28 protein-coding genes and 2 pseudogenes are annotated in these 23,454 nt (G+C 60.9%); 14 read left to right on the top strand and 16 right to left on the bottom strand.

Features of this window, described 5'->3' with window-relative positions; genetic code table 11:
- Positions 1–51 precede the first annotated feature (51 nt).
- The 6 genes from I6F33_RS33170 to I6F33_RS33145 all read left to right on the top strand — a co-directional run bounded on the left by I6F33_RS33170 (position 52) and on the right by I6F33_RS33145 (position 4,590).
- A complete protein-coding gene (locus I6F33_RS33170; RefSeq protein WP_036028871.1) occupies positions 52–249 on the top strand; it encodes a hypothetical protein in 198 nt (65 codons plus the stop codon).
- Positions 250–409: 160 nt separating this feature from the next.
- Entirely contained in the window at positions 410–730 is a 321-nt protein-coding gene (locus tag I6F33_RS33165) for a hypothetical protein (protein WP_036028868.1), read from the top strand.
- 50 nt (positions 731–780) lie between these two features.
- Positions 781–1,407, top strand: a complete 627-nt coding sequence (locus I6F33_RS33160) for a hypothetical protein (RefSeq protein WP_036028865.1) — start codon at positions 781–783, stop codon at positions 1,405–1,407.
- 207 nt (positions 1,408–1,614) lie between these two features.
- Positions 1,615–1,800, top strand: a complete 186-nt coding sequence (locus I6F33_RS33155; protein WP_036007759.1) for a hypothetical protein — start codon at positions 1,615–1,617, stop codon at positions 1,798–1,800.
- Positions 1,801–1,950: 150 nt separating this feature from the next.
- A complete protein-coding gene (locus I6F33_RS33150) occupies positions 1,951–3,237 on the top strand; it encodes an NRAMP family divalent metal transporter (RefSeq protein WP_225145332.1) in 1,287 nt (428 codons plus the stop codon).
- A 138-nt stretch (positions 3,238–3,375) separates the two neighbouring features.
- Complete coding sequence (locus I6F33_RS33145; protein ID WP_225145331.1) at positions 3,376–4,590, top strand: mandelate racemase/muconate lactonizing enzyme family protein; 1,215 nt, start codon at positions 3,376–3,378, stop codon at positions 4,588–4,590.
- 93 nt (positions 4,591–4,683) lie between these two features.
- Here the strand turns inward: I6F33_RS33145 and I6F33_RS33140 are convergent, their stop codons facing one another.
- Both I6F33_RS33140 and I6F33_RS33135 read right to left on the bottom strand, forming a co-directional pair.
- The gene (locus I6F33_RS33140) at positions 4,684–4,962 is read right to left on the bottom strand and encodes a hypothetical protein (RefSeq protein WP_036007648.1); all 279 of its coding nucleotides are present in this window, start codon (positions 4,960–4,962) and stop codon (positions 4,684–4,686) included.
- A gap of 295 nt (positions 4,963–5,257) precedes the next feature.
- Positions 5,258–5,467, bottom strand: a complete 210-nt coding sequence (locus tag I6F33_RS33135; RefSeq protein ID WP_036043996.1) for a hypothetical protein — start codon at positions 5,465–5,467, stop codon at positions 5,258–5,260.
- Positions 5,468–5,800: 333 nt separating this feature from the next.
- On the opposite strand from I6F33_RS33135, the gene I6F33_RS33130 reads away from it, so the two are divergent.
- A complete protein-coding gene (locus I6F33_RS33130) occupies positions 5,801–6,217 on the top strand; it encodes a hypothetical protein (protein ID WP_036007763.1) in 417 nt (138 codons plus the stop codon).
- Between the two features lie 72 nt (positions 6,218–6,289).
- Here the strand turns inward: I6F33_RS33130 and rocF are convergent, their stop codons facing one another.
- Positions 6,290–7,267 (bottom strand): arginase, encoded by a 978-nt coding sequence (gene rocF, locus I6F33_RS33125; RefSeq protein ID WP_225145330.1) that lies wholly within the window; start codon positions 7,265–7,267, stop codon positions 6,290–6,292.
- Positions 7,268–7,528: 261 nt separating this feature from the next.
- On the opposite strand from rocF, the gene I6F33_RS33120 reads away from it, so the two are divergent.
- The 3 genes from I6F33_RS33120 (at position 7,529) to I6F33_RS33115 (ending at position 9,222) form a co-directional block, all read left to right on the top strand.
- Positions 7,529–7,789 carry a hypothetical protein gene (locus I6F33_RS33120; RefSeq protein ID WP_225145329.1) on the top strand — a complete coding sequence of 87 codons (261 nt, stop codon included), beginning with the start codon at positions 7,529–7,531 and terminating at the stop codon, positions 7,787–7,789.
- 328 nt (positions 7,790–8,117) lie between these two features.
- Positions 8,118–8,252 (top strand): hypothetical protein, encoded by a 135-nt coding sequence (locus tag I6F33_RS38410; RefSeq protein WP_260343353.1) that lies wholly within the window; start codon positions 8,118–8,120, stop codon positions 8,250–8,252.
- Between the two features lie 754 nt (positions 8,253–9,006).
- Positions 9,007–9,222, top strand: a complete 216-nt coding sequence (locus tag I6F33_RS33115) for a hypothetical protein (RefSeq protein ID WP_225133192.1) — start codon at positions 9,007–9,009, stop codon at positions 9,220–9,222.
- A gap of 612 nt (positions 9,223–9,834) precedes the next feature.
- Here I6F33_RS33115 and I6F33_RS33110 read toward each other — a convergent pair.
- Positions 9,835–10,023, bottom strand: a complete 189-nt coding sequence (locus I6F33_RS33110; RefSeq protein ID WP_225145328.1) for a hypothetical protein — start codon at positions 10,021–10,023, stop codon at positions 9,835–9,837.
- 189 nt (positions 10,024–10,212) lie between these two features.
- On the opposite strand from I6F33_RS33110, the gene I6F33_RS33105 reads away from it, so the two are divergent.
- Positions 10,213–11,046, top strand: coding sequence for a metal-dependent hydrolase (locus I6F33_RS33105; RefSeq protein WP_050992072.1), 834 nt, complete (start codon positions 10,213–10,215; stop codon positions 11,044–11,046).
- A gap of 5 nt (positions 11,047–11,051) precedes the next feature.
- Here the strand turns inward: I6F33_RS33105 and I6F33_RS33100 are convergent, their stop codons facing one another.
- The 5 genes from I6F33_RS33100 to I6F33_RS33080 form a co-directional block, all read right to left on the bottom strand.
- Positions 11,052–12,989, bottom strand: a complete 1,938-nt coding sequence (locus I6F33_RS33100) for an adenylate/guanylate cyclase domain-containing protein (protein ID WP_036007663.1) — start codon at positions 12,987–12,989, stop codon at positions 11,052–11,054.
- A gap of 456 nt (positions 12,990–13,445) precedes the next feature.
- A complete protein-coding gene (locus I6F33_RS33095; RefSeq protein ID WP_225111977.1) occupies positions 13,446–14,786 on the bottom strand; it encodes an adenylate/guanylate cyclase domain-containing protein in 1,341 nt (446 codons plus the stop codon).
- Between the two features lie 587 nt (positions 14,787–15,373).
- Entirely contained in the window at positions 15,374–17,170 is a 1,797-nt protein-coding gene (locus I6F33_RS33090; RefSeq protein ID WP_109145698.1) for a vanadium-dependent haloperoxidase, read from the bottom strand.
- Positions 17,171–17,578: 408 nt separating this feature from the next.
- Complete coding sequence (locus tag I6F33_RS33085) at positions 17,579–18,559, bottom strand: ABC transporter substrate-binding protein (protein ID WP_225145327.1); 981 nt, start codon at positions 18,557–18,559, stop codon at positions 17,579–17,581.
- A gap of 152 nt (positions 18,560–18,711) precedes the next feature.
- Positions 18,712–18,939: a hypothetical protein gene (locus tag I6F33_RS33080; RefSeq protein WP_225145326.1), complete on the bottom strand. Its 228-nt coding sequence runs from the start codon at positions 18,937–18,939 to the stop codon at positions 18,712–18,714.
- Here I6F33_RS33080 and I6F33_RS33075 point away from each other — a divergent pair.
- Positions 18,886–19,578 (top strand): hypothetical protein, encoded by a 693-nt coding sequence (locus I6F33_RS33075; RefSeq protein WP_346657223.1) that lies wholly within the window; start codon positions 18,886–18,888, stop codon positions 19,576–19,578. The two genes, I6F33_RS33080 and I6F33_RS33075, sit on opposite strands and share 54 nt — an antisense overlap.
- A gap of 577 nt (positions 19,579–20,155) precedes the next feature.
- On the top strand, positions 20,156–20,458 hold the full coding sequence (locus tag I6F33_RS33070) for a hypothetical protein (protein ID WP_225145324.1): 303 nt from the start codon (positions 20,156–20,158) through the stop codon (positions 20,456–20,458).
- A 325-nt stretch (positions 20,459–20,783) separates the two neighbouring features.
- On the opposite strand, the gene I6F33_RS33065 is transcribed toward I6F33_RS33070, so the two are convergent.
- The 4 genes and pseudogenes from I6F33_RS33065 to I6F33_RS33055 all read right to left on the bottom strand — a co-directional run.
- The gene (locus tag I6F33_RS33065) at positions 20,784–21,044 is read right to left on the bottom strand and encodes a hypothetical protein (RefSeq protein ID WP_225111980.1); all 261 of its coding nucleotides are present in this window, start codon (positions 21,042–21,044) and stop codon (positions 20,784–20,786) included.
- Positions 20,954–21,451, bottom strand: a complete 498-nt coding sequence (locus I6F33_RS38545; RefSeq protein WP_346657221.1) for a tyrosine-type recombinase/integrase — start codon at positions 21,449–21,451, stop codon at positions 20,954–20,956. Before I6F33_RS38545 ends, I6F33_RS33065 begins: the two co-directional genes overlap by 91 nt.
- Complete coding sequence (locus I6F33_RS33060) at positions 21,448–21,678, bottom strand: hypothetical protein (RefSeq protein WP_225145323.1); 231 nt, start codon at positions 21,676–21,678, stop codon at positions 21,448–21,450. The genes I6F33_RS38545 and I6F33_RS33060 overlap by 4 nt, the downstream gene beginning before the upstream one ends.
- Positions 21,679–22,007: 329 nt before the next feature.
- A pseudogene (locus I6F33_RS33055) lies at positions 22,008–22,343 on the bottom strand (EAL domain-containing protein); the annotation flags it as partial.
- Here I6F33_RS33055 and I6F33_RS33050 point away from each other — a divergent pair.
- Positions 22,337–22,516 (top strand): annotated as a pseudogene (locus I6F33_RS33050) (SOS response-associated peptidase); the annotation flags it as partial. The pseudogenes I6F33_RS33055 and I6F33_RS33050 sit on opposite strands and share 7 nt — an antisense overlap.
- A 163-nt stretch (positions 22,517–22,679) precedes the next feature.
- Here the strand turns inward: I6F33_RS33050 and I6F33_RS33045 are convergent.
- The 3 genes from I6F33_RS33045 to I6F33_RS38540 all read right to left on the bottom strand — a co-directional run.
- Positions 22,680–23,057 carry a hypothetical protein gene (locus I6F33_RS33045; RefSeq protein ID WP_225111983.1) on the bottom strand — a complete coding sequence of 126 codons (378 nt, stop codon included), beginning with the start codon at positions 23,055–23,057 and terminating at the stop codon, positions 22,680–22,682.
- A 30-nt stretch (positions 23,058–23,087) separates the two neighbouring features.
- On the bottom strand, positions 23,088–23,270 hold the full coding sequence (locus I6F33_RS33040; RefSeq protein WP_225111984.1) for a hypothetical protein: 183 nt from the start codon (positions 23,268–23,270) through the stop codon (positions 23,088–23,090).
- Between the two features lie 85 nt (positions 23,271–23,355).
- Positions 23,356–23,454 (bottom strand): IS3 family transposase (locus tag I6F33_RS38540; RefSeq protein WP_346656715.1); only part of this gene is annotated, 99 nt, incomplete at its 5' end.

Below are 23,454 nucleotides of genomic sequence, written 5' to 3'. Positions count from 1 at the left end.
GCCTCGAACCAACTCCGGCGGATTGCGTTAGCACGCAAACAGGAGGCTTCGATGCTGGACGTGCGGCTGGTGACAACTTCCCTGGCGCTGCTGGTTGCACTGATGAGCGTGGCGCTGGCTGAGCCCGTCAAGGAACAGGCCGCACCTGTGGTTCAGGGCGCCACCGAAGCCCGCCCCATCCGCGTGATCCTTCCGGCGCCGTGGGAGCCCACCAAGGGCCAAGCCGAGTCTGTGCAATCTTCAAAGTAGCAGGTGGCGGACGCATGTCCCTGCGGCCGCGGCGGCAACTCGCTCGTCGTCGTGACCAAAGAGCCGCGGCCGAAGAGCCGCAGCAAACCCATCCAAACCAATAGCAACCAATCCGACTCTCACTTGTTGTCGCGCACAATCACTTGCAGGAGACAACAACATGAAACGTATGACAGTGCTGGCCGCAACCTTGGTGCTGCTCGGTTCGGTGCCCGCGGGCGCCCAGTCGCAGCCGGCTCAAAGCGGGCCGGGCAACAACGCCGTGAACAGCTCCGACCAGAACAACTCCAACGCACCGGTCGCGGGCCGCAACAGCTTCACCGAGGGACAGGCGAAATCGCGGATCGAGGGCGCGGGCTATTCCAACGTCTCCGGCCTGCAGAAGGACAACGAGGGCGTCTGGCGCGGCAAGGCCGACAAGGCCGGCACCAAGACCGACGTCAGCGTCGACTTCCAGGGCAACGTCAACCCCGCCAAGTAATTTCCGCCAAGTAATTCGCGCAAGTCATCCGCGAGCAAGGAGATCCAGACATGACGACCACCATCTCTCGCCTGTACGACAATTACGCCGATGCCGAGCGGGCCGTGACCCGGCTCGAAAGCGCCGGCGTGCCGCATTCCGACATCAGCCTCGTCGCCAACAATTCGGACAATTGGTACGGCTCACGCTCCGGCAAGGTCGATCGTGACCGCGACGGCACCGATGATCGCGCCGAAGGCGCCGGCACCGGTGCCGGCATCGGCGCTGGGCTCGGCGGCGCCGCCGGCCTGCTCGCAGGCCTTGGCTTATTAGCCATCCCCGGCCTCGGCCCGGTGGTCGCGGCCGGATGGCTCGCCTCGACCGCGGCCGGCGCGGCTGCCGGCGCGGCCACCGGCGGAATCATCGGCGCCCTGACCGAGGCCGGCGTCTCCAGGGAAGACGCATCGCGTTATGCCGAGGGCGTCCGCCGCGGCGGCACGCTGGTGTCCGCGAGGGTGCCGGACCAGGACCGCGCGCGCCTCGATGCGCTTCTGCACGAGCGATCGGTCAACCTTCAGGAGCGCAGCGCCGCATGGCAGAAGTCCGGCTGGACCGACTTCGACGCCGCAAGCCCGCCATTGTCGCCGGAGGATGTCGTCCGCGAGCGCGAACTCTACGGCGTAGGCTCGCGGCGATAGAGCGGCAGAGCTCCGACACGACAAAGGCCCCGCGATGCGGGGCCTTTTTGTCATCGCGACGCCGGCACTCGTTGATGATCTTGCCGGTGTTTTGCCCGACGGGTCAAACTTTATCTCAAATGCCGCAAAGCGGATTGGCCGAAGTGAAATCTCTTCGCCTCATGCTGGGACATGTCGCCTGGACGGGGCAAGCCGGAGAGACCTTCGATGTATTACGTCGCCGCTGCATTGCTGGTGCTGTCGGGACTGTTCTATTCCGCGAGCCGTCATGAGCTCGGCCAATTCGGCGCGGACGTGTGCAGGTATGGCGGCACGTTCTGCGACAACCCGGTGGTTCTCTTCACCGGCGCGGCGCTGGCCGCGGCCTGGGGCATGTTCGTCAGCATCAGGTAGGCCGATGATGGCAATATAGCCCTGTTTTGCCCGACGGAGCAAACTCGACTTAGCATTTTCGGAAATCAGCCGCCCGCTTCGGCAGCGGGAACTTATGGCATTCGATTCGCATTTGCTAAAGACGACGTCCGCACCCGTTCGAGCCCGTTCATGAGCGACAGCGCCCTCACCCCGACGAAATCCGCGCCGACGCTGTTGCAACGGCTGGGCCCCGGCCTCATCACCGGAGCTGCCGACGACGACCCGTCGGGTATCGCCACCTATTCGCAGGCCGGCGCGCAATTCGGCTTCGGTCTGTTGTGGACCGTGTTTCTGACCACGCCGTTCATGATCGCGATCCAGCTCGTCAGCGCGCAGATCGGCCGCGTCACCGGCAAGGGGCTCGCCGCCAACGTCATGCGCGTCGCGCCGCGCTGGGCGGTGCTGGCGCTGGTGTCAATGCTGGTCGCCGCGAACACGTTCAACATCGCCGCCGACATCGCCGCGATGGCCGAGGCGCTCTCGCTCGTCATCGGCGGCCTCAACCACGAGCACGCGCTGATCTTCGCGGCCGGCTCGACCCTGCTGCAGGTGTTCGTGCCCTATCGCCGCTATTCGCCGGTGCTGAAATTCCTCACGCTGGCGCTGTTCGCCTATGTCGCGACCGCCTTCACGGTGCAGATCCCCTGGAGCACGGCGCTGCTCGCCGCGGTGTGGCCGAAGCCGAACGTCAGCGCCGACTATCTCCTGATGGTCGTCGCCGTGCTCGGCACCACCATCAGCCCCTACCTGTTCTTCTGGCAGGCCTCGCAGGAGATCGAGGAGATGAACCAGGGCGAGCGCGACAAGCCGCTTCGCCAGCTCAAGCGCGGCGGCGATCACGAGCTCGACCGCATCAAGACGGACACCATCTCCGGCATGCTGCTCTCGAACGGCATCGCCTTCTTCATCATCCTGACCACCGCATCGGTCCTGCACGCCAACGGCATCACCAATATCGGCTCGGCGACGGAAGCGGCCGAAGCGCTGCGGCCGCTGGCCGGCGATTTCACCTTCGCCCTGTTCGCGACCGGCATCATCGGCACGGGCCTGCTCGCCATTCCCGTGCTGGCGGGCTCGGCGGCCTATGGCGTTGCCGAGATCTTCGGCTGGCGCGCCACGCTGGAGGCCAAGCCGGACGAGGCGGCCGGCTTCTACACCATCATCGCCGCGGCAACCCTGATCGGCTTCGGCCTCGGCTTCACCGGCATCGACTCGATCAACATGCTGGTGTGGAGCGCGGTGCTCAACGGCATCGTCGCCGTCCCCATCATGGCGATGATGATGCTGATCGTCTCGAACCGCACCATCATGGGCCGCTTCAGGGCCCGCTCCTGGCTGATCGCGCTGGGCTGGCTCGGCACCGCAGTCATGGCGCTCGCCGTTCTCGCCTTGCTCGGCTCGTCGGTGATCGGCTGACGCAAGGCCTGCTTCGGACGCGCTGCCGCGCCGCATCTCTGCATCTTCCCGCCGCCCCGCGCTTGGCTTAACAATGCGGTCGGGGCCCGGCTCAAGATCGGGCGACAAGAAAAGCCCGGCCGGGCGACAGGGAGCGACATGACCAAATCTTCAAAAGCAACGAGCCTCGAGATCCTCGCCTGCGATGCCGGCTGGAGAAACTATCATTTCGTCAAGCTGACGACCGAGGACGGCATCGTCGGCTGGAGCGAATTCGACGAAGGCTTTGGCTCGCCCGGCGTCGGCGCCGCGATCCAGCGCCTCTCGGCGCGGGTCATCGGGCAGAACGTCTTCCAGCACGAGCGCATCTTTGCCGAATTGTTCGCGGCGACGCGTCCTGCGGCCGGCGGCGTGGTGGCGCAGGCGTTAGGGGCGATCGAGAATGCGCTGCTCGATGCCAAGGCGAAATCGCTCGGCGTCCCCTGCTATGAGCTGCTCGGCGGCAAGATCCGCGACCGCGTCAGGGTCTACTGGTCGCATTGCGCCACGTGGCGCATCAACCACCCGTCCTGGTACAAGCCGGCGATCGAAACTCTCGACGGCGTCAAGGCGATGGGGCGCGAGGTGCGCGAGAAGAAGTTCACCGCGCTCAAGACCAACATCTTTTCCTATGACGAGGGCAAGCCGACCGGCTGGCGTCCCGGATTCGGCTCGCCCTTCGCGCCCGAGATCAACGTCGACCGCAAGATCCTGCGCGACCTGCACATGCATCTGGAAGCGATCCGCGACGGCGCCGGCCCCGACGTCGACATCCTGCTCGACTGCAACTTCAACGCCAAGACCGAAGGCTACTTGAAGATCCTGCGCACCATCGCCGACCTCGACATGTTCTGGGTCGAGATAGACAGCTTCAATCCGGAAGCGCTCGGCTATATCCGCAAGCAGAGCCCGCACCCGATCTCGTCGTGCGAGACGCTGCTCTCCTTGCGTGAATTCCTGCCCTACTTCCACGCGCAGGCCATGGATGTCGCGATCATCGACACGCCCTGGAACGGCGTCTGGCAGTCGATGAAGATCGCCGCGGCGGCCGAAGCCTTCGAGGTCAACGTCGCCCCGCACAATTTCTACGGGCATCTCTGCTCGATGATGAACGCGCATTTCTGCGCCGCGGTGCCGAACCTGCGCATCATGGAGATCGACATCGATCGTCTGTCCTGGGATCGCGAGCTGTTCACGCACGAGCCGGAGATCGAGAACGGCCATCTCATCATCCCGAACCGGCCCGGCTGGGGCACCGAGCCGAACGAGGAAGCCTTGCGGGCCCATCCGCCGAAGACGAGTGGCGGGCTCCTCAACTACGGCCGCAAGAGCTGAGAGGCTGAAGCATGATCCGGAAAAGTGTCTAGCGTTTTCCGAAAAGATCATGCTCAAACGATAACCTAAAGCGCGATGACGATTCATCGCGCTTTACGGCGTCACGGGATTGACGGTTGGAGACGTCTTCGGCCGCTGCGGCTCGATCGGCGATTTCGGATCGGTCGGGAGCACCAGGGCGCCAGCGGCCCGTGCCGCTTCACCCGTGGTCGCGTACATCGCGACGTGGGCCGGCTGTGTCTTGGCCCGGCTCCACGGGCCGTGGTCGACGATCAGCATGGCAGCAATCGTCACGCCCGCCACGATCAACGCCATCACGCCGGGGTGACGCAGGGCTCTGGACATGGAGTACGCGAAGCGACCGTTTGCCATCGAAGGGTCCGAAATTTTCCTATCGCAGGTTAATTCGGTCGAGCCCCCTCCGGTTCCCCTACTGTTGTGGCTCGTAGCGTTGGGCGATGCCGCGCCGGTCGTGGCCTCGCGCGAGGCGACGGGGTTGCTGGGTGGAGTTCCCGGCTCAGGCACTCGGGGCGCAAGCTCTATCCCTCGCACACGACGCGCAAAACCGTCACGATGGTCGCCGAGATGAGACATGAAATCGCAAGCAGGGTCCAACTCGGCCTCGTGCTCGTGCGGGCCACGCGGACAACGAGCATCTTCATGCACGTCAACATTCATCCCTGGGAAGGCGGTGCAGATAGGCTATCCCGAAAGAGGCGAGCTCTTCGGTATCGCTTGGGTGCTCTTCCCACCTCCTCTGCAGATGGCGTTCCAGCAGACAGCGCCTTGTGTCGTGCGCGGCGACCTCGGGGTGCCGCGCCCGGTACACCGTCCAGGCGGTGTCCGCGGCGTTCTTCAAGACCTTGTCGTCGTCCATGCCTGCTCTCCGGAAATCCGAACCTCGTGGCGTCCCAACTTAAGGACAGGCTCCAAAGTTTCCGGTTTTTCCCGGTATTCGACCCTTTAATGATTCAGGGGCGATTTGATCGGATTCTTTCGCGGCGCGCCGCGCGCCGCTCGGGGCAGTCCCGAACCTCTTGGAGGCATTTGGTCGAACTGATGGGAACGGCGGGCGTCGCCGTCCAGGCCCGAATTCTCGGTGACGCCGTCCCGACGCCGAGCACCCATTGGCTCTCGCCACCGGCCAGCAGCAACCATTGCTTATTCTTCCCGTTACTCCTTGGGGCAATGTGACGTGAGAGGTATGTTGATGAAGAAGATTGCAATGTCAGCCCTGATGGCCGGCGCTCTGGGCCTGAGCTCGATCGCAGCAACGTCTCCCGCCGAAGCCCATTGGCGAGGTTGGGGACCTGGCATCGCCGGCGGCCTGGTCGCAGGCGCCGTCATCGGTGGCCTTGCCTCCTCCGCCTACGGCTGGGGACCCGGCTATGGCTACTATGGCGGTCCCCGCTATTACAGTGCCGGTTACTACGGCGGCCCCTACGCCTACGACTACGGATACGACGAACCCTATCGATGGGGCGGTGGCTACACCACGACTTACTACACGGCGCCTGTATCCTACGGCTATCGCTATCGCCGCGTCGTGCGCCCCGCCTACGCCTATTACGGCGGGTCCTATCCGGTCGTTCGGCACCACTGGCATCGGCACCACCGCCATTGGTGAGAGCAGCCGATCAGGCGCCACGAGAGCCGCGCTCGACATGGGCGCGGCCTTTCGCTTGCAGGCCAGCGGCCATCACTCGCCTGGTGCGATGGCATTGCTCGGCGTCGGCCGGTCGGTGATCTGCTGACCGAACAGGCTGCCGATCAATTCGACCGCCGTGCGCGCGGTCCGACCGCGTTCGTCCAGGAACGGATTGAGCTCGACGATGTCGACCGATCCGACGACGCCGGAATCGTGCAGCAGCTCCATGATCAGGTGCGCCTCGCGATAAGTGGCGCCACCCGGTACGGTGGTGCCGACCCCCGGCGCCACGGAAGGGTCGAGGAAATCGACGTCGAAGCTGACATGCAGCACGCCATTGCTCGCCTTGACCCGTTCGATGACGCGGCGGATCAGGACGGCCACGCCGAACTCGTCGATCTGACGCATGTCGACGATCCTGATCCGGCGCGTGCGCATCAGCTCTTTCTCGAGCTTGTCGATCGAACGCGCGCCGAACAGATCGAGCTTGTCCGGGCCGATCGAGGCGCGTGGATCGTCGCCGAGCAGGCCGTCGAGCCCGGGCTCGCCGCACAGGAACGCGGCTGACATGCCGTGCATGTTCGCGGTGATCGTCGTCTCCGGCGTGTTGTAGTCGGCATGGGCGTCGAGCCAGAGAACGAACAGTTCGCGGCCGCGCTCCTGCCAATGCCGCGCCATCGCATTGACCGACCCCATCGACAGCGTGTGGTCGCCGCCGAGAAAGATCGGCAGCGCACCTGATGTCGCGATCTCATAGCCTTTGCGGCTGAGGACGCGCGTCCAGCGCTGGATCTCGCGGTAATGATTGGCCTGTTCGGGCGGCCTGTCGGTGAGGTCCCGGACTTCGGCTATGGACAGATCGCCATAATCGACGACCTCGAAATCAAGACTTTCCAGCAATGTCGCAAGGCCGGCGGTGCGCAGCGCCGCAGGCCCCATCAAGGTGCCGCGCTGCGAAGCCCCCATGTCGATGGGAGCGCCAAGCAAGGCGATGTGCCGGGCTCGATCCGTCATGGTCCGGTCGGTCACGGCTGTCTCCTGACGTCAGCAAGGTTCACCCAGCCTAACAGAGATTCGCACCCGTCGTTTCCCGGGGAGCGCGCAAGCCGCCGGCATATCATCCGGAACAAAATCCCCTGCGCTGAATTGCTCATCCAAGGCCGGCACCCGCCGTCAATCACGGCGCCTGTCGCGGATAGCCAAAGGTCACCAGACCCGCTGTTCAAAACGAGCGCTCGCGCGGATAGCCAAAGGTGCCGGCTTCGATCATCACGCCAGGAGGTCGCGTCCTTGAGCACGGAGATACCGCAATCCTCGTCCCAGCCCGGCATGGCCGAGCGTGCCATCGATACGGCCGCGGACGTCTCCCACACCATTGGTGAAGTCGCCGGAGGCCTGCACGCAGCGGTCGATCGCCTCACCTCCGCAGTCGAGGAATCGCGCAAGCCCGGCGGGGCACTCGCGACGGTTTCCGCGATCACGCGCGAAGCACCGCTTGCCAGCCTGTTCGTCGCCTTTCTGTTTGGCGTCGCGGTGGCGCGCCGGCGGTAGCTGTTCTGCGACCGCCCCCTCGGTGAGACCGTCCTGCGTCAGGCCTGGCTCGGCGCTGCGGTCCGGCCTCGGAGCCGATCTACGTCAGAGCCAAGCGGAGTGCTACTTTTACCAACGAAAGGTCAGCGCCACAGAGTGTGGCGCCAGCATCGCCTTATACGGTCGAGAACGGCTAATCTAGCTGATGCTTCACGAAAGCGGCACTTGCGTGAAGCTGCTCGCCCCCGACGAAAATCTCCTCGCTTTATAATAGGAACGTCTCCGTTCCGGATGCTTTCCGGAAAGCAACGAGCCGGAGCTCCGCCAACAGTGCCGTGCTGCTGTTCACTTGCAGGGCAAGCCCGACGGATCGGCCCGCTATGCCGAGCACGTCAATTGCTACGTCCGCAATGGCGCGGAATATCCCAGCCTTGCCGCCCTGCTCCGCGCGATCGAGGCCGAACACGCTTACAACGAGACGTGATATGTAGGTGGTCCTCAGAACAGTCCCTACGCTCTTCTTCACTGGCTCAGATCAGACCCACGATCATCAAGACTCCGATCTCAATCATGAGGAGCGTAGCCGTTGCCGCGGAGATGAGAAACAAATCACCTAATGACAGGTGCATGATTTGCCTCACAATTTGCCCTAGAAGCGGCCCTTACATCCTTGGAACGGGGCGACAGGGCGGGATGATGGGGCCGCTTCTAGGAGGTCCTTGACGCGTTCATCCGGCGCCAAGCGGCCCTCATTCTAATCCAAATTTAAATCTCGTCCAGCATTTAATTCATTTAAAATGGCGTATTATATTAATATTTAATTGCGCCAGGACTTGAACGATGCAGTCCGCTGGGGAATTAGTTTCTTTACGGCGAGCTATCTATCTGCCCGAGCATGCGAGGGACACAAGCTGTGGCTGGCGACAGCCGGCAAGCAAGCCTCCTCGGGCCTGACTGGATCCAAGACGATGACCGAATGCTGGCATGCGTGACAACGAGCGCGTGCGGCTGCTCTCTCTCGCAATGGCACCGAGGGACCAAGCGGTACCTGGATCGATGAGGCGGCTCTGAAGAATCGCCAGACAAAGGAACCAGCCCGGCGCCAGCGCAGTGCTCTGCGGGCACAAGCAGCTTTAATCTGCCCGGCGCATGAGATTGGCTTCGGCGAAAAGCGGTGGCGAGCGGGAACGTTGAGACGGAGCTGAGGTTGATCGAGAAAGAAGAGATTGGCGGCGCTGATGGACAAGACCTTCCTCTATGATGCGTTGAGGCAGGTCGAGCGCGATGTAGTTGAAGGAGAACGACGCCTTGCAGAGCAAGAGAGAGCGATCCATCAGTTGAAGCGGGAAGGAAAGGATACCGCTACCGCTGAAGCAGAGCTGGACACATTGCGCAGAGCCCAGCGTGTTCTTGATCAGGACCGACAACGCCTCCTTTCGCTGTTACAGCCTTGAACGGGTGACGGCATTCGACGCCTCTGTGCGTTAGAGCATGATCCGGAAAAGTGCGTAGCGGTTTTCCGATAAGATCATACTCAAACAATAACCTAAAGCGCGATGACGATTCATCCTAATCGCATCGCGCTTTGGTGCATCGTGAAAATCGCTGCGGAGCCAAAGCTGACGCGAACTAATGTCCCTCAACGCTGTTGTCTGCGACCGCCCCCTAGTGAGACCATCCTCCGTCAGGACTGGCTCGCGCTGCGGTTCGGTCCCGGAGCCGAGTACCGAAGGCACTATTCGTCGCATTGCCGCGGTGGCACCTGCCAACGGTAGACTTCACCTTGAAGGGTCGAATGCTGAGCGCGGCTCGCGCAAGCGTCCGCCGATTGCGTTCGCGATGTCGCCGTGCTTTAGGCAGCAGCACGGCCGCTTGAGCAACTTGCCAACGCGAACAGCCTAACGTCTGCCGTGGGGTCATAACCGCGCTTCACGCGCGAGCCGCCCCTTTCCTTGGCACGAATAGCCAGCGCAGGCAGATCATCGCCTTATGCGTAAACGCCGCGCAGTCGTTTGAGGGTGCGTTCTGTCAGAAAGCCGGAAAGCCGGGACGGGTCTGCTGGTGGATTAGTCTTCTTGTTTCTCGCCTGCGCTTCTTCCATCGGAGCTTTTCGAGCGCTCTTCGAAACGATCAGCGCCCTTAGCTAGATCCTGCCCCATCTTGCTCTCGGTTTTTTCTTCCTCCTTGGAAGCTGCTTCGCGCAAGCCTTCAGCGGCCCGTTCCCCTGTTTTTGATGATTTTCGTTCGTCGTCCATTTTGGCTCCTCCCTCATCAAGATGCTTGCCAAGAAACCGCTGGTCCTCAGCTGGGATGGACAACGTTCCAATTAGATCGCCTGAACATGGTTCCAAGTTCCGCGGGGCTCTCAGTCGGATCGCGTGCGACTCCGTCGAATACCGTGATAGAGTAATCACGAAAGCAGAAGCGGTTGTTCGGAGTTTCCAATGAAAGCCAAGTGGGCTCTCTTTGTGAGCTTCTTTCTCGTGATCGTCCCGGGCTATCCCGCAGCCCAACCGGTGGAAGTGCTTTGGCTTGGGCACGCAACGACCCGCATCACTAGTGTCGCCGGCAAAGTGATAGTGATTGATCCCTTCCTCACCAGAAACCCGAAGACGCCGCCTGAGTACCGGGACTTGAAGGCGATTGGAAAAGTGGACCTGATCCTAGTGACGCACGGCCACCAGGATCATATTTCCGATCTCCTCGATCTGGCACGTCTGACGGGCGCCAAGGTTCTTGCCAATTACGAGTTCGGACGAAATCTTGTCGCGCTGGGTCTCCTTGAAGAGAACAACGTCATTGCCATGAATAGGGGCGGCATGGCCGAGCCGCTCGGCCGGGGCGTCAAGATCCATATGGTGCCGGCCGATCACAGCTCGTCGCTCGACTACAATATTCTCGGCATAAGGAACCCTGACCAGTCAGCATCCATCCGGCAAGGCGGAGGGGCCGGAGTTTCCGTTGGCTACGTGATTGAGATGGAGAACGGCTTCAAGGTCTACCACACGGGCGACACCAGCGCCTTTGGCGACATGGCGCTCATTCGGGAGCTCCACAACCCGGACCTCGCGCTGGTGTGCATCGGGGGCTTTTTCACCATGGGGCCTGACGAAGCCGCTTACGCGGTTCGGGAGCTGATCAAGCCGAAAGCGGTGATACCAATACACTACGGCACCTTTCCGGTGCTGAACCGAACCCCGGCCGAATTCAAGAAAGCTTTAGGATCTACTAGTGTCCAGGTCTTGGACGTCGCCCCAGGTCAGGTAATGAGATTTTGAGGCCGCTAATCGGGCACGTTGGCGAGTCTAAGGCCCGTCGCCATGCGTTCCCAATCCGCTGAATCCTTGAAGGGATACCAGAAAGCAGTTCCTCGAATAGAGAGTGGGTCTAGTCCCTGTCGATTCTTCTCGGCCAACGAAAAGATCCGTTCAGCGTCCGCTTTCCGGCCCAAATGGCCGTAGGCGGCGAGAAGCACACGATAAGCCCATCGGTCGTCTGAATTGAGAGCGATAGCCCGCTCCAAGCTTGCCGCTGCACTTTGAAATTGCTCCAACCCGAATTGGGCCAATCCGAGTTCATAAAAGTAAGAAGGTGGGGAGAATGGATTGAGCCGCATGCCATGGAGGACGAGCTCAAGAGCCTTGGCGGGCTGACCGGCTAAGCTCAACGCTCCAGCGAGCGCGACGTAGGCGTTCGCGTCGTTGGGATCCATGCTGATTGCTCGCTCTCCCTCTTTGATCGCCTTCTCGTGCATTCCTTGCTGAGACAGAATGGCCGAAGCGACCTGATGATTGAGGGAAATCGGAGACTGTTGTGCTTTTGTGATGTACTCTTCAGCCTTCAAGCGCGCATCGTGCACCGATCTTAGCCCGAACCTCTCTTCCTGCCATTGTCTCCTTGCAATCTGCCAGTATGTGGCCGCGAGCGCAGCAAAAGCACGAGAGTAATTCGGCTCGATTTCGATCGCTCGCTCGAAGTGGCCGATCGCCTCGCGCGCGGCCTTCGGATTCTGCTGAAGGTACCTGTTCCAACCCTTCAGGAATTCGTCGTAGGCCACCGGGTTTTCGGTGCGCTTGGTGGCGATTTGCCCCTGCTCCTTGGATGTCAACTGAACCGCCAATGTTCGCGTGATCTTGCCGGCGATTTCGTCTTGCAGCCCGAAAACATCTCCCATCGCGCCCTCGTAGCGATCTGCCCAGAGCTGCCCGCCGCTCGCCGCATCGACCAGTCGAACGTTGATGCGAATCCGGTCCGCGGCTCGGCGCACGCTGCCTTCCACCACGTAGCGGACCCCGAGATCCGCAGCGGCCTTTCGCACGTCCACGGCAGTGTTCTTGAAGGTAAAGGTGGAGTTGCGGGCGACGACGAAGAGCCCGGCCACTTTGGAAAGCTCGTTGATCACATCATCGGTAATCCCATCCGAGAAGTATTCTTGGGCTTTGTCGTCGCTGAGATTGGAGAACGGCAGCACGGCAACTGAGGGTTTGTCGGACCGCACCGGGGTGCTGTCGCCCGCGTTCTGCACCCCGCCTCGCTGCTGGGCCCCCATCCACCACACGGCTCCGCCCGCGCTCGCAAGCACCAGGGAAGCGACGGCGATCGCAGCAAGGGCAATGCTTCGCGCCCGCTGCGACGCGCCATCGTGCGCGGTCGGGTCAGCGAAGCCCGTCCGCGCCGAACCCAGGCTCTCGCTCGAAACAGCGTAGGCCTGAACCGCTCGGTCGATGTTCTTGAGTTTTTTAAGACCCAGATTCTTGAAAGAGAATGGGAGCGCCTTGTGGACCTGCTCGTAGACGGCGCCCGAGATGCACACGCCCCCTGGCTCGGCGACTTCTTGGAGCCGCGCGCCGACATTGACCCCATCTCCAAGCAGATCTCGCCCGCGCGCTACGACATCCCCCACGTGAATACCGATCCGGAACTGGACACGCCGGTCTCGAGCGATCTCTCGTCCCATTTCTAGCAGTCGACCCTGGACCGCAACGCCGCATTGAACGGCATCGACCGCGCTCGGGAACTCCGCCAGGACGCTGTCCCCCGCAGTGTTGGCAATCCGGCCCCCATGCTCCTCAATGAGAGTGTCCATGACCTCACGCGCGCTGGCGAGGCTTTTCAAGGTGCCAAGTTCGTCCAGGCCTACCAATCGCGAGTAGCCCGCGACGTCCGCCGCAAAAATCGCGGCAAGGTGCCGCTCAACCCGTTGTTCCTGCCGCAGCGGCATCCATCGTCAGCCTTTGGGGTGCCTGGCAATTCTGCAGCTTGAGATGCAAGGTTTCAAGGCACAGCGGGGTACGAAGCGAGGCTTTGGTACGTGAGGGTCGGCTGTCCGGCGAGTCGACGCCCAGCGGACGCCACCGCTGACACTTGGACCGGCTTGAATCAGGACTGATGTACTCCGTCCGGACCCCAGTCGCTGACGTCCGACCGGTGATCCGTCGTCAGGCAGGAAAGCCTAGCCGGGTACGTTCGAGTAAGGCCGTGTTGGCTCGGGCAGCTCCTTGTCGTCTGCATTCATTCCATTGCGGCAGGTCGGCTTTGGGTCAAGGCTGCCCTCGGCGGCTCCGGCGACGGTTTCCCCTCAGCCCTCGGAAGCGGATGCTGCGAGCCTAAGAGGCGAAGTCAGCGGTGGGCCAAAAGCGGTCATCGGTGCGTTGACCGCATGGCGGGTGAAGACGTGCTAGGTCGTTACCGCACGGAACAGACGCCATTTGTCGGGCACGCCTTTGAGAATGTGGCGGCCGCGCTCCTCAAACGTCAATCCAGAGCCTGCCACGAGATCGCGAACCGTCTGTGAGACCAGAACTTCACCCGGGGCAGCTAGCGCCGCCACACGTGCACCAATATGCACGGCAATGCCAACAATATCGTGAGCGACGAATTCGCACTCGCCGGTATGCAAACCGCAACGGACCTTCAGATCGAGTGGGCGCACCGCGTCGCCGATTGCGCTTGCGCAACGCACAGCGCGCGCAGGGCCATCGAACGTGGCAAGGAAACCGTCGCCGGCGGTATTGACTTCGCGGCCGCGATACTGGCCGAGCACGCCCCGAGCTTTGGCATAGAACGCATCCAGCAGCACGCGCCAGGCGCCGTCGCCGAGAGCGGCCGCGCGCTCCGTCGATCCCGCAATGTCGACAAACAGCACAGTTGCAAGCACCCTGTCCGGCTCCGCTGCTTGCCGATGCCCCGTGACGAACTCTTCGACCTCATTGATAATTGCATCCTGATCGCCAGCCCAGACCATATGGTCCTGACCGCTGAGCTCAATCAGTTTGGCGCAAGGAATCTGCTGCGCCATGTAGCGCGCATGCTTCACGTCAATGACGCGCTCATCGGTGCGATGCAAAATCAAGGTCGGCACACGCGTCACGGGTAGGATGTCCCTGACATCGATCTCCCGGTTCATGCGCATGATCGCCGATGCCGCGCCTGGGCTTGCCGAGGCCCTGAAGTAGGCGGCGGTTTGCTCAAGTGCCTGCTTATTGCCAGCGAGGCTAGGCGCCCACATCAGCAAACTCATCGCATCTGCCGAACCCCAATGGTGCTCAATGTCATCGAGGAAAGCGCTCCACTGCGCATCGGTCCACGCGAATGCGTAGTCAGGGGCCCACGAGCGTCGCGCATAAGTGCCACAAAGCACCAGAGCTGACGTGCGTTCGGGATACGTAGCTGCATAGAGCAGCGACATCGGACCGCCCTCGGACACGCCAAACAAGGTGGCCCGCTGAGAACCAACCTGGTCCAGCACCGCCTGCACGTCGTGCATCCGCTGTTCAAGCGTGAAGATCTGGGAACCGCGATCGGACATTCCGGTGCCGCGCTTGTCGAACGTGATGACCCGCGCAAACGTTGCAAGCTTGCGGAAAAAGGAAGCGCGTGCCGGCGATTGCCAGAGCGCTTCGACATTGGAGACAAAACCTGGGACGAACAGCAGGTCGCGCGGACCGTCGCCCATCACCTGATAGGCAATATGGACGTCGTCACTTTTGACATAGTGAGTGGCCGGGATGTCAGCCATGGTGGCCTACTGCGTGACAAACCGCGGGCGCGAGTGTCGCACCTCATTCCGCGTCAGGCTAGCGAAATTCGGTGGAGAATTTGGCTGCCGCCCACCCGTAAGTACCGGGCGACTGGGGAACCAGGTGCGGCCGCGATGTGCGTTTCGGGTCAAACGCGACCGGTCCGGCCGATCTTGCTCACCCTTTGATGTCGGCTTCGTCCCGAAAGCTACCGAGTTGGTGCGGCGATGCAATGTGACACGATGGGCCAATTCCTGAAGTGGACTGTGCCTACTCGATCACCGCGTCGGCACAGTCGAGAAAGAATGCCGGAATCTCGATGCCGAGCAATTTCGCTGTCTTTAAGATTGTTGGTAAGCAAGCATTTGGTGGGCTGCTCCGGTCATTGAAAGTTTGCGGTTCACGGGTCAGGTCAACCACGCATCATAAGATGATCAGAACGAGAGTCGCCCCCGGCTTGGGTCCTCGTTGATTGAGCAGGCGCCGCGCTCAGCTCCCACCAATAGGCTATCGGGCATAAACGCTTCCACTACTCTGCACAGGACCGGGGCGGCGCCCCACGGCGGGGGGCGTCGCCCGACTGCTGTCAGATCGTCACGCGGCTGCCGTCGAAGCGCGTGAAGGAAAAGCCGTCGAAAGGTTCGCGGAGGGTCATGCGCTCGTCCCGCAGCATGCCGATAGCCACTTCTTCGCCGATCGCCATTGAGGCCGAAGCGTCGGAACGCCAGTGGATGCCCGCCCAATTCCGTCCGAAACCGAAATTCACCGCGAGCTTGTTCAACTCTCCACCAACCGTGAGTGGCGGGCCGTCATAGGGCATGAGCTTCGTCGGGTCAGCCGGATCGGGCTGTACCGGGTTGATGATGACGCGGCTCTCGTCGAAAAACGCCTTCAATATGGTAGCCGTAACGGCACCGACGCCCGTGGCACCGCCGGGATAGGTGGAGTGAAGGGGCGCGGCTTCCGGATAGGTTTGTGACAAGAGGTAGGTGCCGTATTTCGCTTTACTGCGATCGAGGGCTTCCGATTTCAGGAAGCTGTCATGCAACGGGTAGTCGCTCACGCCATTGGCGAGGCGATGGTGCGCCAGACCGCCATAGGCTTCCGGTCGCACGGCCCGGTGCACGAAATACTTCTGCCAGTAGGACGCGCGGACGGAGTTGCTGATCCCCGTGGTGAGTAGTGCCTGCACATAGGCCAATCCGAATGTGCCTCCTCCAGGGCCCTGTGTTTTCGATTTCCGATAGGGGCTAGACGGGTAGGATACGGGCTCCGTCACTGGATACATCCCGGAGTACCGTTGGTCCGTTCCGCCGCCGGGGGTTGCAAGCATCAGCGCTGCTGCCCACCCGAGTGCGGGACCAGCGCGGACATACTCCGCGAGATCTCTTCCTGTCGTGATGTATCGCGGTGTCGCCTCGAATTGCAACCGGCGTTTCGCCGCGGCGCCGTTCTGGATCGCCAGCCACTCTTCGTATTCGGTCAGGAATTCGCTCGCGGGCAACGCGGCGCGAATTTGAGCACTAATCCACTGTGCGGCATAGGGCACGTCCCGGAGCAGGAATTGCGAGATCAGCGGGCCGTCCAGAACGCCTGGAGGCGTGACGGAGCGGCCCTTCGGGTCAGCCGGGTCGAAGTAAAGCGCATTGGCACGAAACAGCGTACCGGGTGTGACCCGACCACCAGACTTCGGCCCGCGGAAATCCGCAAGCTTGTTGATTTCCTCGGTCGCTGCAAGCACGTCGCGGTTGGAGGTGTCGTCGCGCAACTCGGTAAGCGGAACATCACGAAGCAGGGATTGCCAGTATACCTCGACCGCCTCGCCGCCGCGCTCCGCACTTGCAAGGGTCGGCGCCGGCGGTAGCGCAATCTGAGTAGGGTTCATGCCGCTCAGGCTGACGGCCAGCGTGCCTACCGGATTGACCAGTTTGCGCGTGCCGCCGAGCGGGATTTTCTCGAAATCAGCGGGATCGCCCGACTGACAAGCAATATAGAAAGCCTGCCAAGCAGCTTGTTCCACTTCGCCGCGTTTGTCGTGCGGCAGGCCCCGCGTATCGGAACCGATCTTGTTGGTGTAGCGCGCCTCATCGCCGTTCGCCGGGTGGGGCGCGATGGGAATTTTCTCGTTATTGCTCGCGCAGGCCGCTCGGACTTCGAAGGCGCGGCGCTTGAGCGCCGCGTCGAGCGGTCGCGCCTCCGTGCCCACGCCCACGGTCTGCGCCGCGGCCGGGGCTACTCCGGACATACCCGGCGGAGACGCAAGCACGGCGGCGCCAACTGCGATGCCGGCCCCACCGAGGAGCGAGCGGCGAGTGACCGCCGTGGTCGGCAGGGTCGGCGATGCCAGGTCATATTCAGTCGAAATAGTGGGGTGGTCAGCCATGGAGATCTCCTCCCTCGCAGGCACGCTCTGGGGCCCGCGTTTCAGATTCAAAGCATCCGGGCGCGCCTTGTGCGCACCCGCGTTGGAATGCGAATGCTGAAGGACCGGCGAAAAAGGAAGTCGGTTTTTCGAGTGCAATGCTGCCGATGGCACGACTGCTGTCCGTTCAGTCCCGCGAGGAATTCGGCATTCCCGCCTGCGACGACAGCTATTTAAAGAGTACACGATCTCGTGCGTCCGGAAAAGACGCCTGAATCTTTGGACGACTTCCGCTTAGGGTCACAACGCGAAGAACTCAGGTTGAGCAACTCTGGTCCGCTCTGGCTCAACGAGCGGACTTCCGACCGCCAAGGCGCAACTTCGCAGAAGGGCCATGAACGGACTCATGCACCGCAGCAAACAACAGCTCTATTCGATCACTTCATCTGCGCGGGCAAGCATCGACGGCAGCAAAGCTAGGCCGAGGGCCTTGGCGGTCCTCAAGTTTACGACGAAGTCGAACTTGGCCGGCTGCTCCACCGGAAGATTAGCGGGTTTTGCTCCACGCAAAATCCTGTCGACGTATTCGGCAGCGCGGCGATACAAATCCGTAAAATTCGGCCCATAAGACATGAGGCCACCCGCTTCGACGTGCTCTCTGGCGTTGTAGATTGTTGGCAGTCGCGCTCCCATTGCTAAAGTCTGGATCCGATCGCGGTGGGTATTCACAAGCGGATCGGCAACTATATACAATGCCCCTGCACCATCTTTTAGCGCCTCGAAGGCAGACGGGATGTCCTCTGCTTGACGGATTGTGAGGATGTCGGTCTCAAGACCAAGCCTCGCCGCCGCCGCTTGCACTTCACTAAGCTCCAGTGCAGACAAGGAATTGCCAATGTTCCCAATAGCTGCCAAACGCCGAAGACTTGGAATGGCCTCGCGCAAAAGTTCTAGGCGCTTGCCGGCAAGATCGGTTGCTACCGTCGAGAGGCCCGTGACGTTGCCGCCAGGTTTCGCCAAACTCGCAACCAGTTTGTTTGCAACTGGGTCTCCCGCCACCGCGAACACGATCGGAATAACCGATGTTGCCTGCATCGCCGCGATAACGTTTGCGGTCCCCGAGGTTACAATGACATCGACTCTAAGCCGAACGAAATCCGTCGCAAATTTAGCGAAGCGTTCACTGTTTCCTTCGCCCCACGCATACTCAATCGCGACTGTTCGCCCCTCGATCCATCCGAGTTCACTCAGTCGCTTCAAGAATGCAGCAAGCCGTTGGCGCTCGACCGAAGGGGTGCTCTGACCCAAGAACCCGATGGTTGGCAATCGAGGGGATTGCTGCGCGCGGCCCGTTACCGGCCGCACGGCCACCAGACCAGCAAGAGCACCAAGCAAATCCCGGCGCCTCATACCTACCTCAACCGCAGACGACGGCATCATATGACTGAGGCCAGCGTTTTGGTAGGGATGAAACCGGCTTCGCCGCGGTCCCTGGACTTTATCGTCGACGTCGCAAAAGCCTACGGGAAGCACGTTGTGAAGGACCGATTGGGCGTTGATCTCTAGATTTCTGGAGTCCGATAAGAGCCCTTAGCGGACTCCAGCGACTTTCCGTTCAGATCATCAGCAGGAAGATCACGATCGATGGCGCCCCTACCGAAGCGATTTCTTACTTTTCCCGTTTTGATCGATGTCGCCGGCATGGTAGCGGCTTCTTCTATTCCGACGAAGCGAACCTGTTTCTGGTCAGCGCCAAACACGTCCTTTTTAAAAACAGCCTGGAAACGCATACCGCAGAGCTGCGACTCACTGCTCTCGACTTCGCGCTAAAGGATCGGGTTTACTTCCAGATTGACTGCACAACCCTTTTCGCAGACGGCAATTTGCTAAAGCACTCGAATGCGGACGTTGCCGTCGCGCGGATTGCGACCCTTGAAAAGATAGCAGAAGGCAAGCCGCACAGCGGAAAGTACGACATTCTCGAAATGCCGGGCTTAGCTGGAACTTGCCCAACGATCGAAAACTGGAATGTTGCGGGACTATTTAGGGAAGACACGAAACTGCTCAAGGACGTGCAGCTCGGCGATGATATTTTTCTCCTCGGCTATCCGACATCTTTAGCCGACCTCGATTTCTTCGAGAAGAGTACTCCGTTGCTGAGAACGGGCATCGTTGCAGGCATTGTCAACGACGCCCACGTTGTCATCGACTGCCCGGTCTATTTTGGTAACAGCGGCGGTTTTGTGCTCGAGAAGCGAGCCCAGGGCGAGGTGGCAATTGGTGTCGCGTCCCGCATGGTCCCCTTTCGGGAAAACCTTTTCAGCATGGAATTTCAACGTCAAGTGGGCACAAGGTACGAAAACTCGGGGTATTCCATTGTCGAGCCGATGGACAGAGTGTTTGACCTCATCAGCCAGCTAACTGGCTAACAGTGCAACTATCCCAAGAGTCCGATAACCGCCCTTAGTGGACTCCAGAGACCTTGTACGCGTTGGTTCACCCTGAGGAAGTGGACAGCTCAAAACGAACTCAGACCCCTCTTGACAGCTTCAGATGCTAGAACGAAAACTTACATTCAATCTCAACGAGATACTTTTTTGTGACGCAGCCTTTTATCCTACTGTCAGCACTTTCGATCGCGGCATTGCTCAACCAAGCTCACGCGGCAGATCTGAGGGCGTCACCGCCGCCACCTTCTCCAGCTTACGATTTCAGCATCCACGGAAGGATTCTCTCGTCAATCGGACCGGTAGCCTATCGAGTGTGCAGCAGGAAATCGCCCGCCAACGCCGTCTTCATGTGGGATCCAACCGATCCGACGATCTACGCTGAAGCATTCGAATCTTGCAGAGACATCCGCATCGCTAGACAGCTCGCTGTCAGGCAGAAGCCCATGTACGGCGGTTATCCAGAGTCCCTGCTTCAGGGCACATTTCAGTTGCTCCCCGTGCGGGCGAAACGACCAAGCCATCGCAGGCTATGATCTTCCTTGAGGAGACTGCTGCTGTGAACCCAAAAAAGCGCATCGTGCTTACCCTCAAGAGCGCACTAAATTATATCGCGCGCCAGCAAGAAGTGCTCTCAAAGCCAGAAGTGACGACGAGGGAAGTCCTACCGACGCTAATGTTGATGCTCGCCTCAATCTTCCTGTTCGACTGGATCGAGGAAAAGCTGTTCGGCCGCACGACTGGCATAGGCATCGCGGTCGGATGGATTGTCGGACTGTCGATCTGCTATGGAGCAAGTCAGTTCCGAAATTCAAAACTAGACTCACTCAAAGGGGGACGCCGGGAAGCCGGAGAGGAGTGAACGGCGGCCCTGAGAGGAGCGAACTCGGTGCCTGAGGGAGCGAACGATCAGCTTGCGCTGTAGTCCCTGAATCCGTTGTAAAGCATGTACGGCGTCCCGACAGGGACTTTACCCTTCTGCAAGCCCCACAGCGTCGAACCCTGCAACACGAGATGGGCGGGCGAGAACGAATGCACCTGTGCCCCGTAGTTCGGCATGGTCGGGTCAAGCCCCATAAACTGCTTGTAGTAAGTAGTGATTGTAAGCCTTGCGGCAGGACTATCTTTCCATGCCTCAATTGCCGCGTTGATGGATGCATTTGGACTCGTGCCGGTAACGCCAAGCGTCAGGAATCGCTCGTGGCGATACGGCTGAAACGGTAGGTGCCGGCCGCGACGATCATCACCGCCTTATTGCGCGCGCCGAGACTGTCGACCTGGAAGTATTGCCCAGCGTCGTCCCTCAAAAGGATATCGACCTGGACGTTCGGTCCGAGGTCAGGCCCTAACGTATCCTTCAGGCAGTAGGTAATGGGCGTGCTGGCGGTGACGACCTGGTCGGCCGAATTGGCTGCGCCAGTCCCAATCGCAAGAATTTCGGTCGGCATTGCCCAAGCCCTCTTCTAGAGAAAATCGCTGCGTTGTCGCGGCGGTCGTATATCGCGAGCGTGTCGAGCTGCACGTGGCGGCTCTGCTTCTTGATCATGAGCGGATCGGCACGGCGATCGAGCGCCTCGGTGACGAAGCCGGCGCGCATCGAATGGCCGGAGAAGGCCGCTTCATCCAGGCCGGCCGCGTTGATCGCCCGTTTCACGATCCGGGCGACGGATTGTCGGACAGCGCGCCGGCGCCGACGCGGCCGTATCGATCGACTTCGCGGAAGATGAGGGCGCTTGTCGGACGCCAGCCGTCGATTGCCAGAATGCCCGCGAGTGACCCAAGGAGGACGTCGCGTTGATGTAGGGGCAGTCCTTCGCCGATGCGATCTCAGCGCGCACAGCGTTGCCCGAGTCAATACTCAAGCGTGCCCTTGCCTTGAATGGCTCCTGATCTTGCGCAATGAACGGCACCTTCGGCAGAACGATGGTAAGCACGCGCACGATGGCTCCCCATTCTAATTCTTTCGCTCACCGGGGATCGTCGGGGGTCATCTTCTTCATTCTCTCCCAAAATGCCGGGATTGTGGTCCTCTAACAGCGCAATCGCTTCCTGGATCTGTTCGTCGGTATAGAACGTACCCACGAGGAAAACACCTGCCGGCTGTGGGGGACATCGTCACTTGAGGGTGCCGTCTCGCTTCATTGCCGACTTCATTTCGGCCATGGTTGCGCTTGCGGGGAGGCGCCTCTTGAGAACCCAAGCACCGCAGAGCCAAGGGGCGATCCGTACTCGGCCCATACCAAACGTTCCGACGAAAGGGCGACCTTCGCCCCGGTGAGGGCGTTGCAGAGTGCGCGCCCAAGCTGGGTAAGCCGCCATTTGGATTCATCTGGAAGAGCATCCGTTGAGCCGCAGCGCGAGCTGAAGCGTTCGCCGACGGTGCGGCGGACCTCCCACGACCAGCCGCCGTCTCAGGCAGCGCTGACGGCGGCGAGCTCAGCCGCCAGGAACTGTTTCTCAAACGCCTCGGCGGGCATCGGACGGCCGAAGAAATAGCCCTGCCCTTCCTCGCATCCCATGCTGACCAGGAAGTCGGCCGTTGCGCGGTTCTCGATACCTTCGGCCACGACGGTGAGACCGAGCTGCTTGCTGAGGCCGATGGTCGAGCCGACGATGGCGGCGTCGTCGGAATTCGACAGAAGACCGAAGACGAACGACCGGTCGATCTTGAGGCCGTCGAGCGGAAATTTCTTCAGATAGCTCAGGCTCGCATATCCGGTGCCGAAATCATCGAAAAGGATCCGGAGTCGTTGAACCGATCCATCCCAAGGCCATGGCGGCGATCCTGACGAGCGCGGAGGAATGGGACGTGTGGCTGCGGGCGCCTTGGGATGAAGCCGAGGCGTTGCAGCGGCCGCTTGAAGACAACATATTGAAAATCGTGGCGCGAGGGGCTCAAAAGAAAGACGTGATCGCCTAGCGCCAGATGATGCCATCCTGCCGGTGTTTTGCCCGACGTGTCAAATGATGGGTTAGCGCGTCTACTTATAAGAGCCGCCAGGTCCGCTTATGCCCCATGAGCGGCGCGGACGCTGACGTTGCGCGAGGTCCGAGAAGGGCCGGAACCGGAACTGCGCTGGGTCTCAGACTTGAGACCGCGACAAGTCCAGCGTGAGGGAGACCACCACCAGCGTAAGAAGGAACAGAGCAAAGATCGAAATTTTCACGCTTCGTCCCCAGTCGGTGACCACCCGCGCCAACCACAACATGGCAACGAGAGACGAGCATCCGGAGACACCGATGGCCAGGGCGTCCGCCTCGCGGGTAAGACCTAGCGGGAGTTTTAGTCCAATGTAGACCACGAACCCCGCCATAAAAATCGACCAAGCCACCCATCCAATCGAAACCGCTTCCTCTAGCGATAGCTTTCGGCCGAAGAACCACTGAGCGCGCGACACCATGAATGCAGAGGCGGCGAGCACGGCCGCAGAGACTGTCCCAAGGTGTTCAGCAGGGGTCATGGCGTTCCCGGTCGTAGGATTTTTGAGGTCTCAGATGAGGCCGAAAGTGATCGCGATTAAAAAGAACACGGTCAGCCCGATGGCGACCATCTTAAATATGTAAGCGGCCTCAACGTCGTGCCCAAGCCATTCGAAGTCCGGCCCCCATAGGACGGTCGCGACGAACCCCAGAACGAGCGTCGTGATCAGCAGGATCACGTAGACGGTGTCCATATGGAACGACCTTTATCGTCACTGCCACGACCACTCACCCATGACGCCGATAAACCATGATCTTCCCCCGAAAAAATGGACAGGGTTAAGCTGCTTTTAGCTCCATCTCGATCGGGCTGATATAGCCGATGGCGGAGTGACGACGCTTTCGATTGTAGAAGCCCTCGATGTAAGCAAAGATATC

The sequence above is a fragment of the Bradyrhizobium sp. BRP20 genome (genome assembly GCF_020194215.1).
GTDB classification, from domain to species: Bacteria; Pseudomonadota; Alphaproteobacteria; order Rhizobiales; family Xanthobacteraceae; genus Bradyrhizobium; species Bradyrhizobium yuanmingense.
This window is presented reverse-complemented; position numbering and strand designations above follow the sequence as displayed.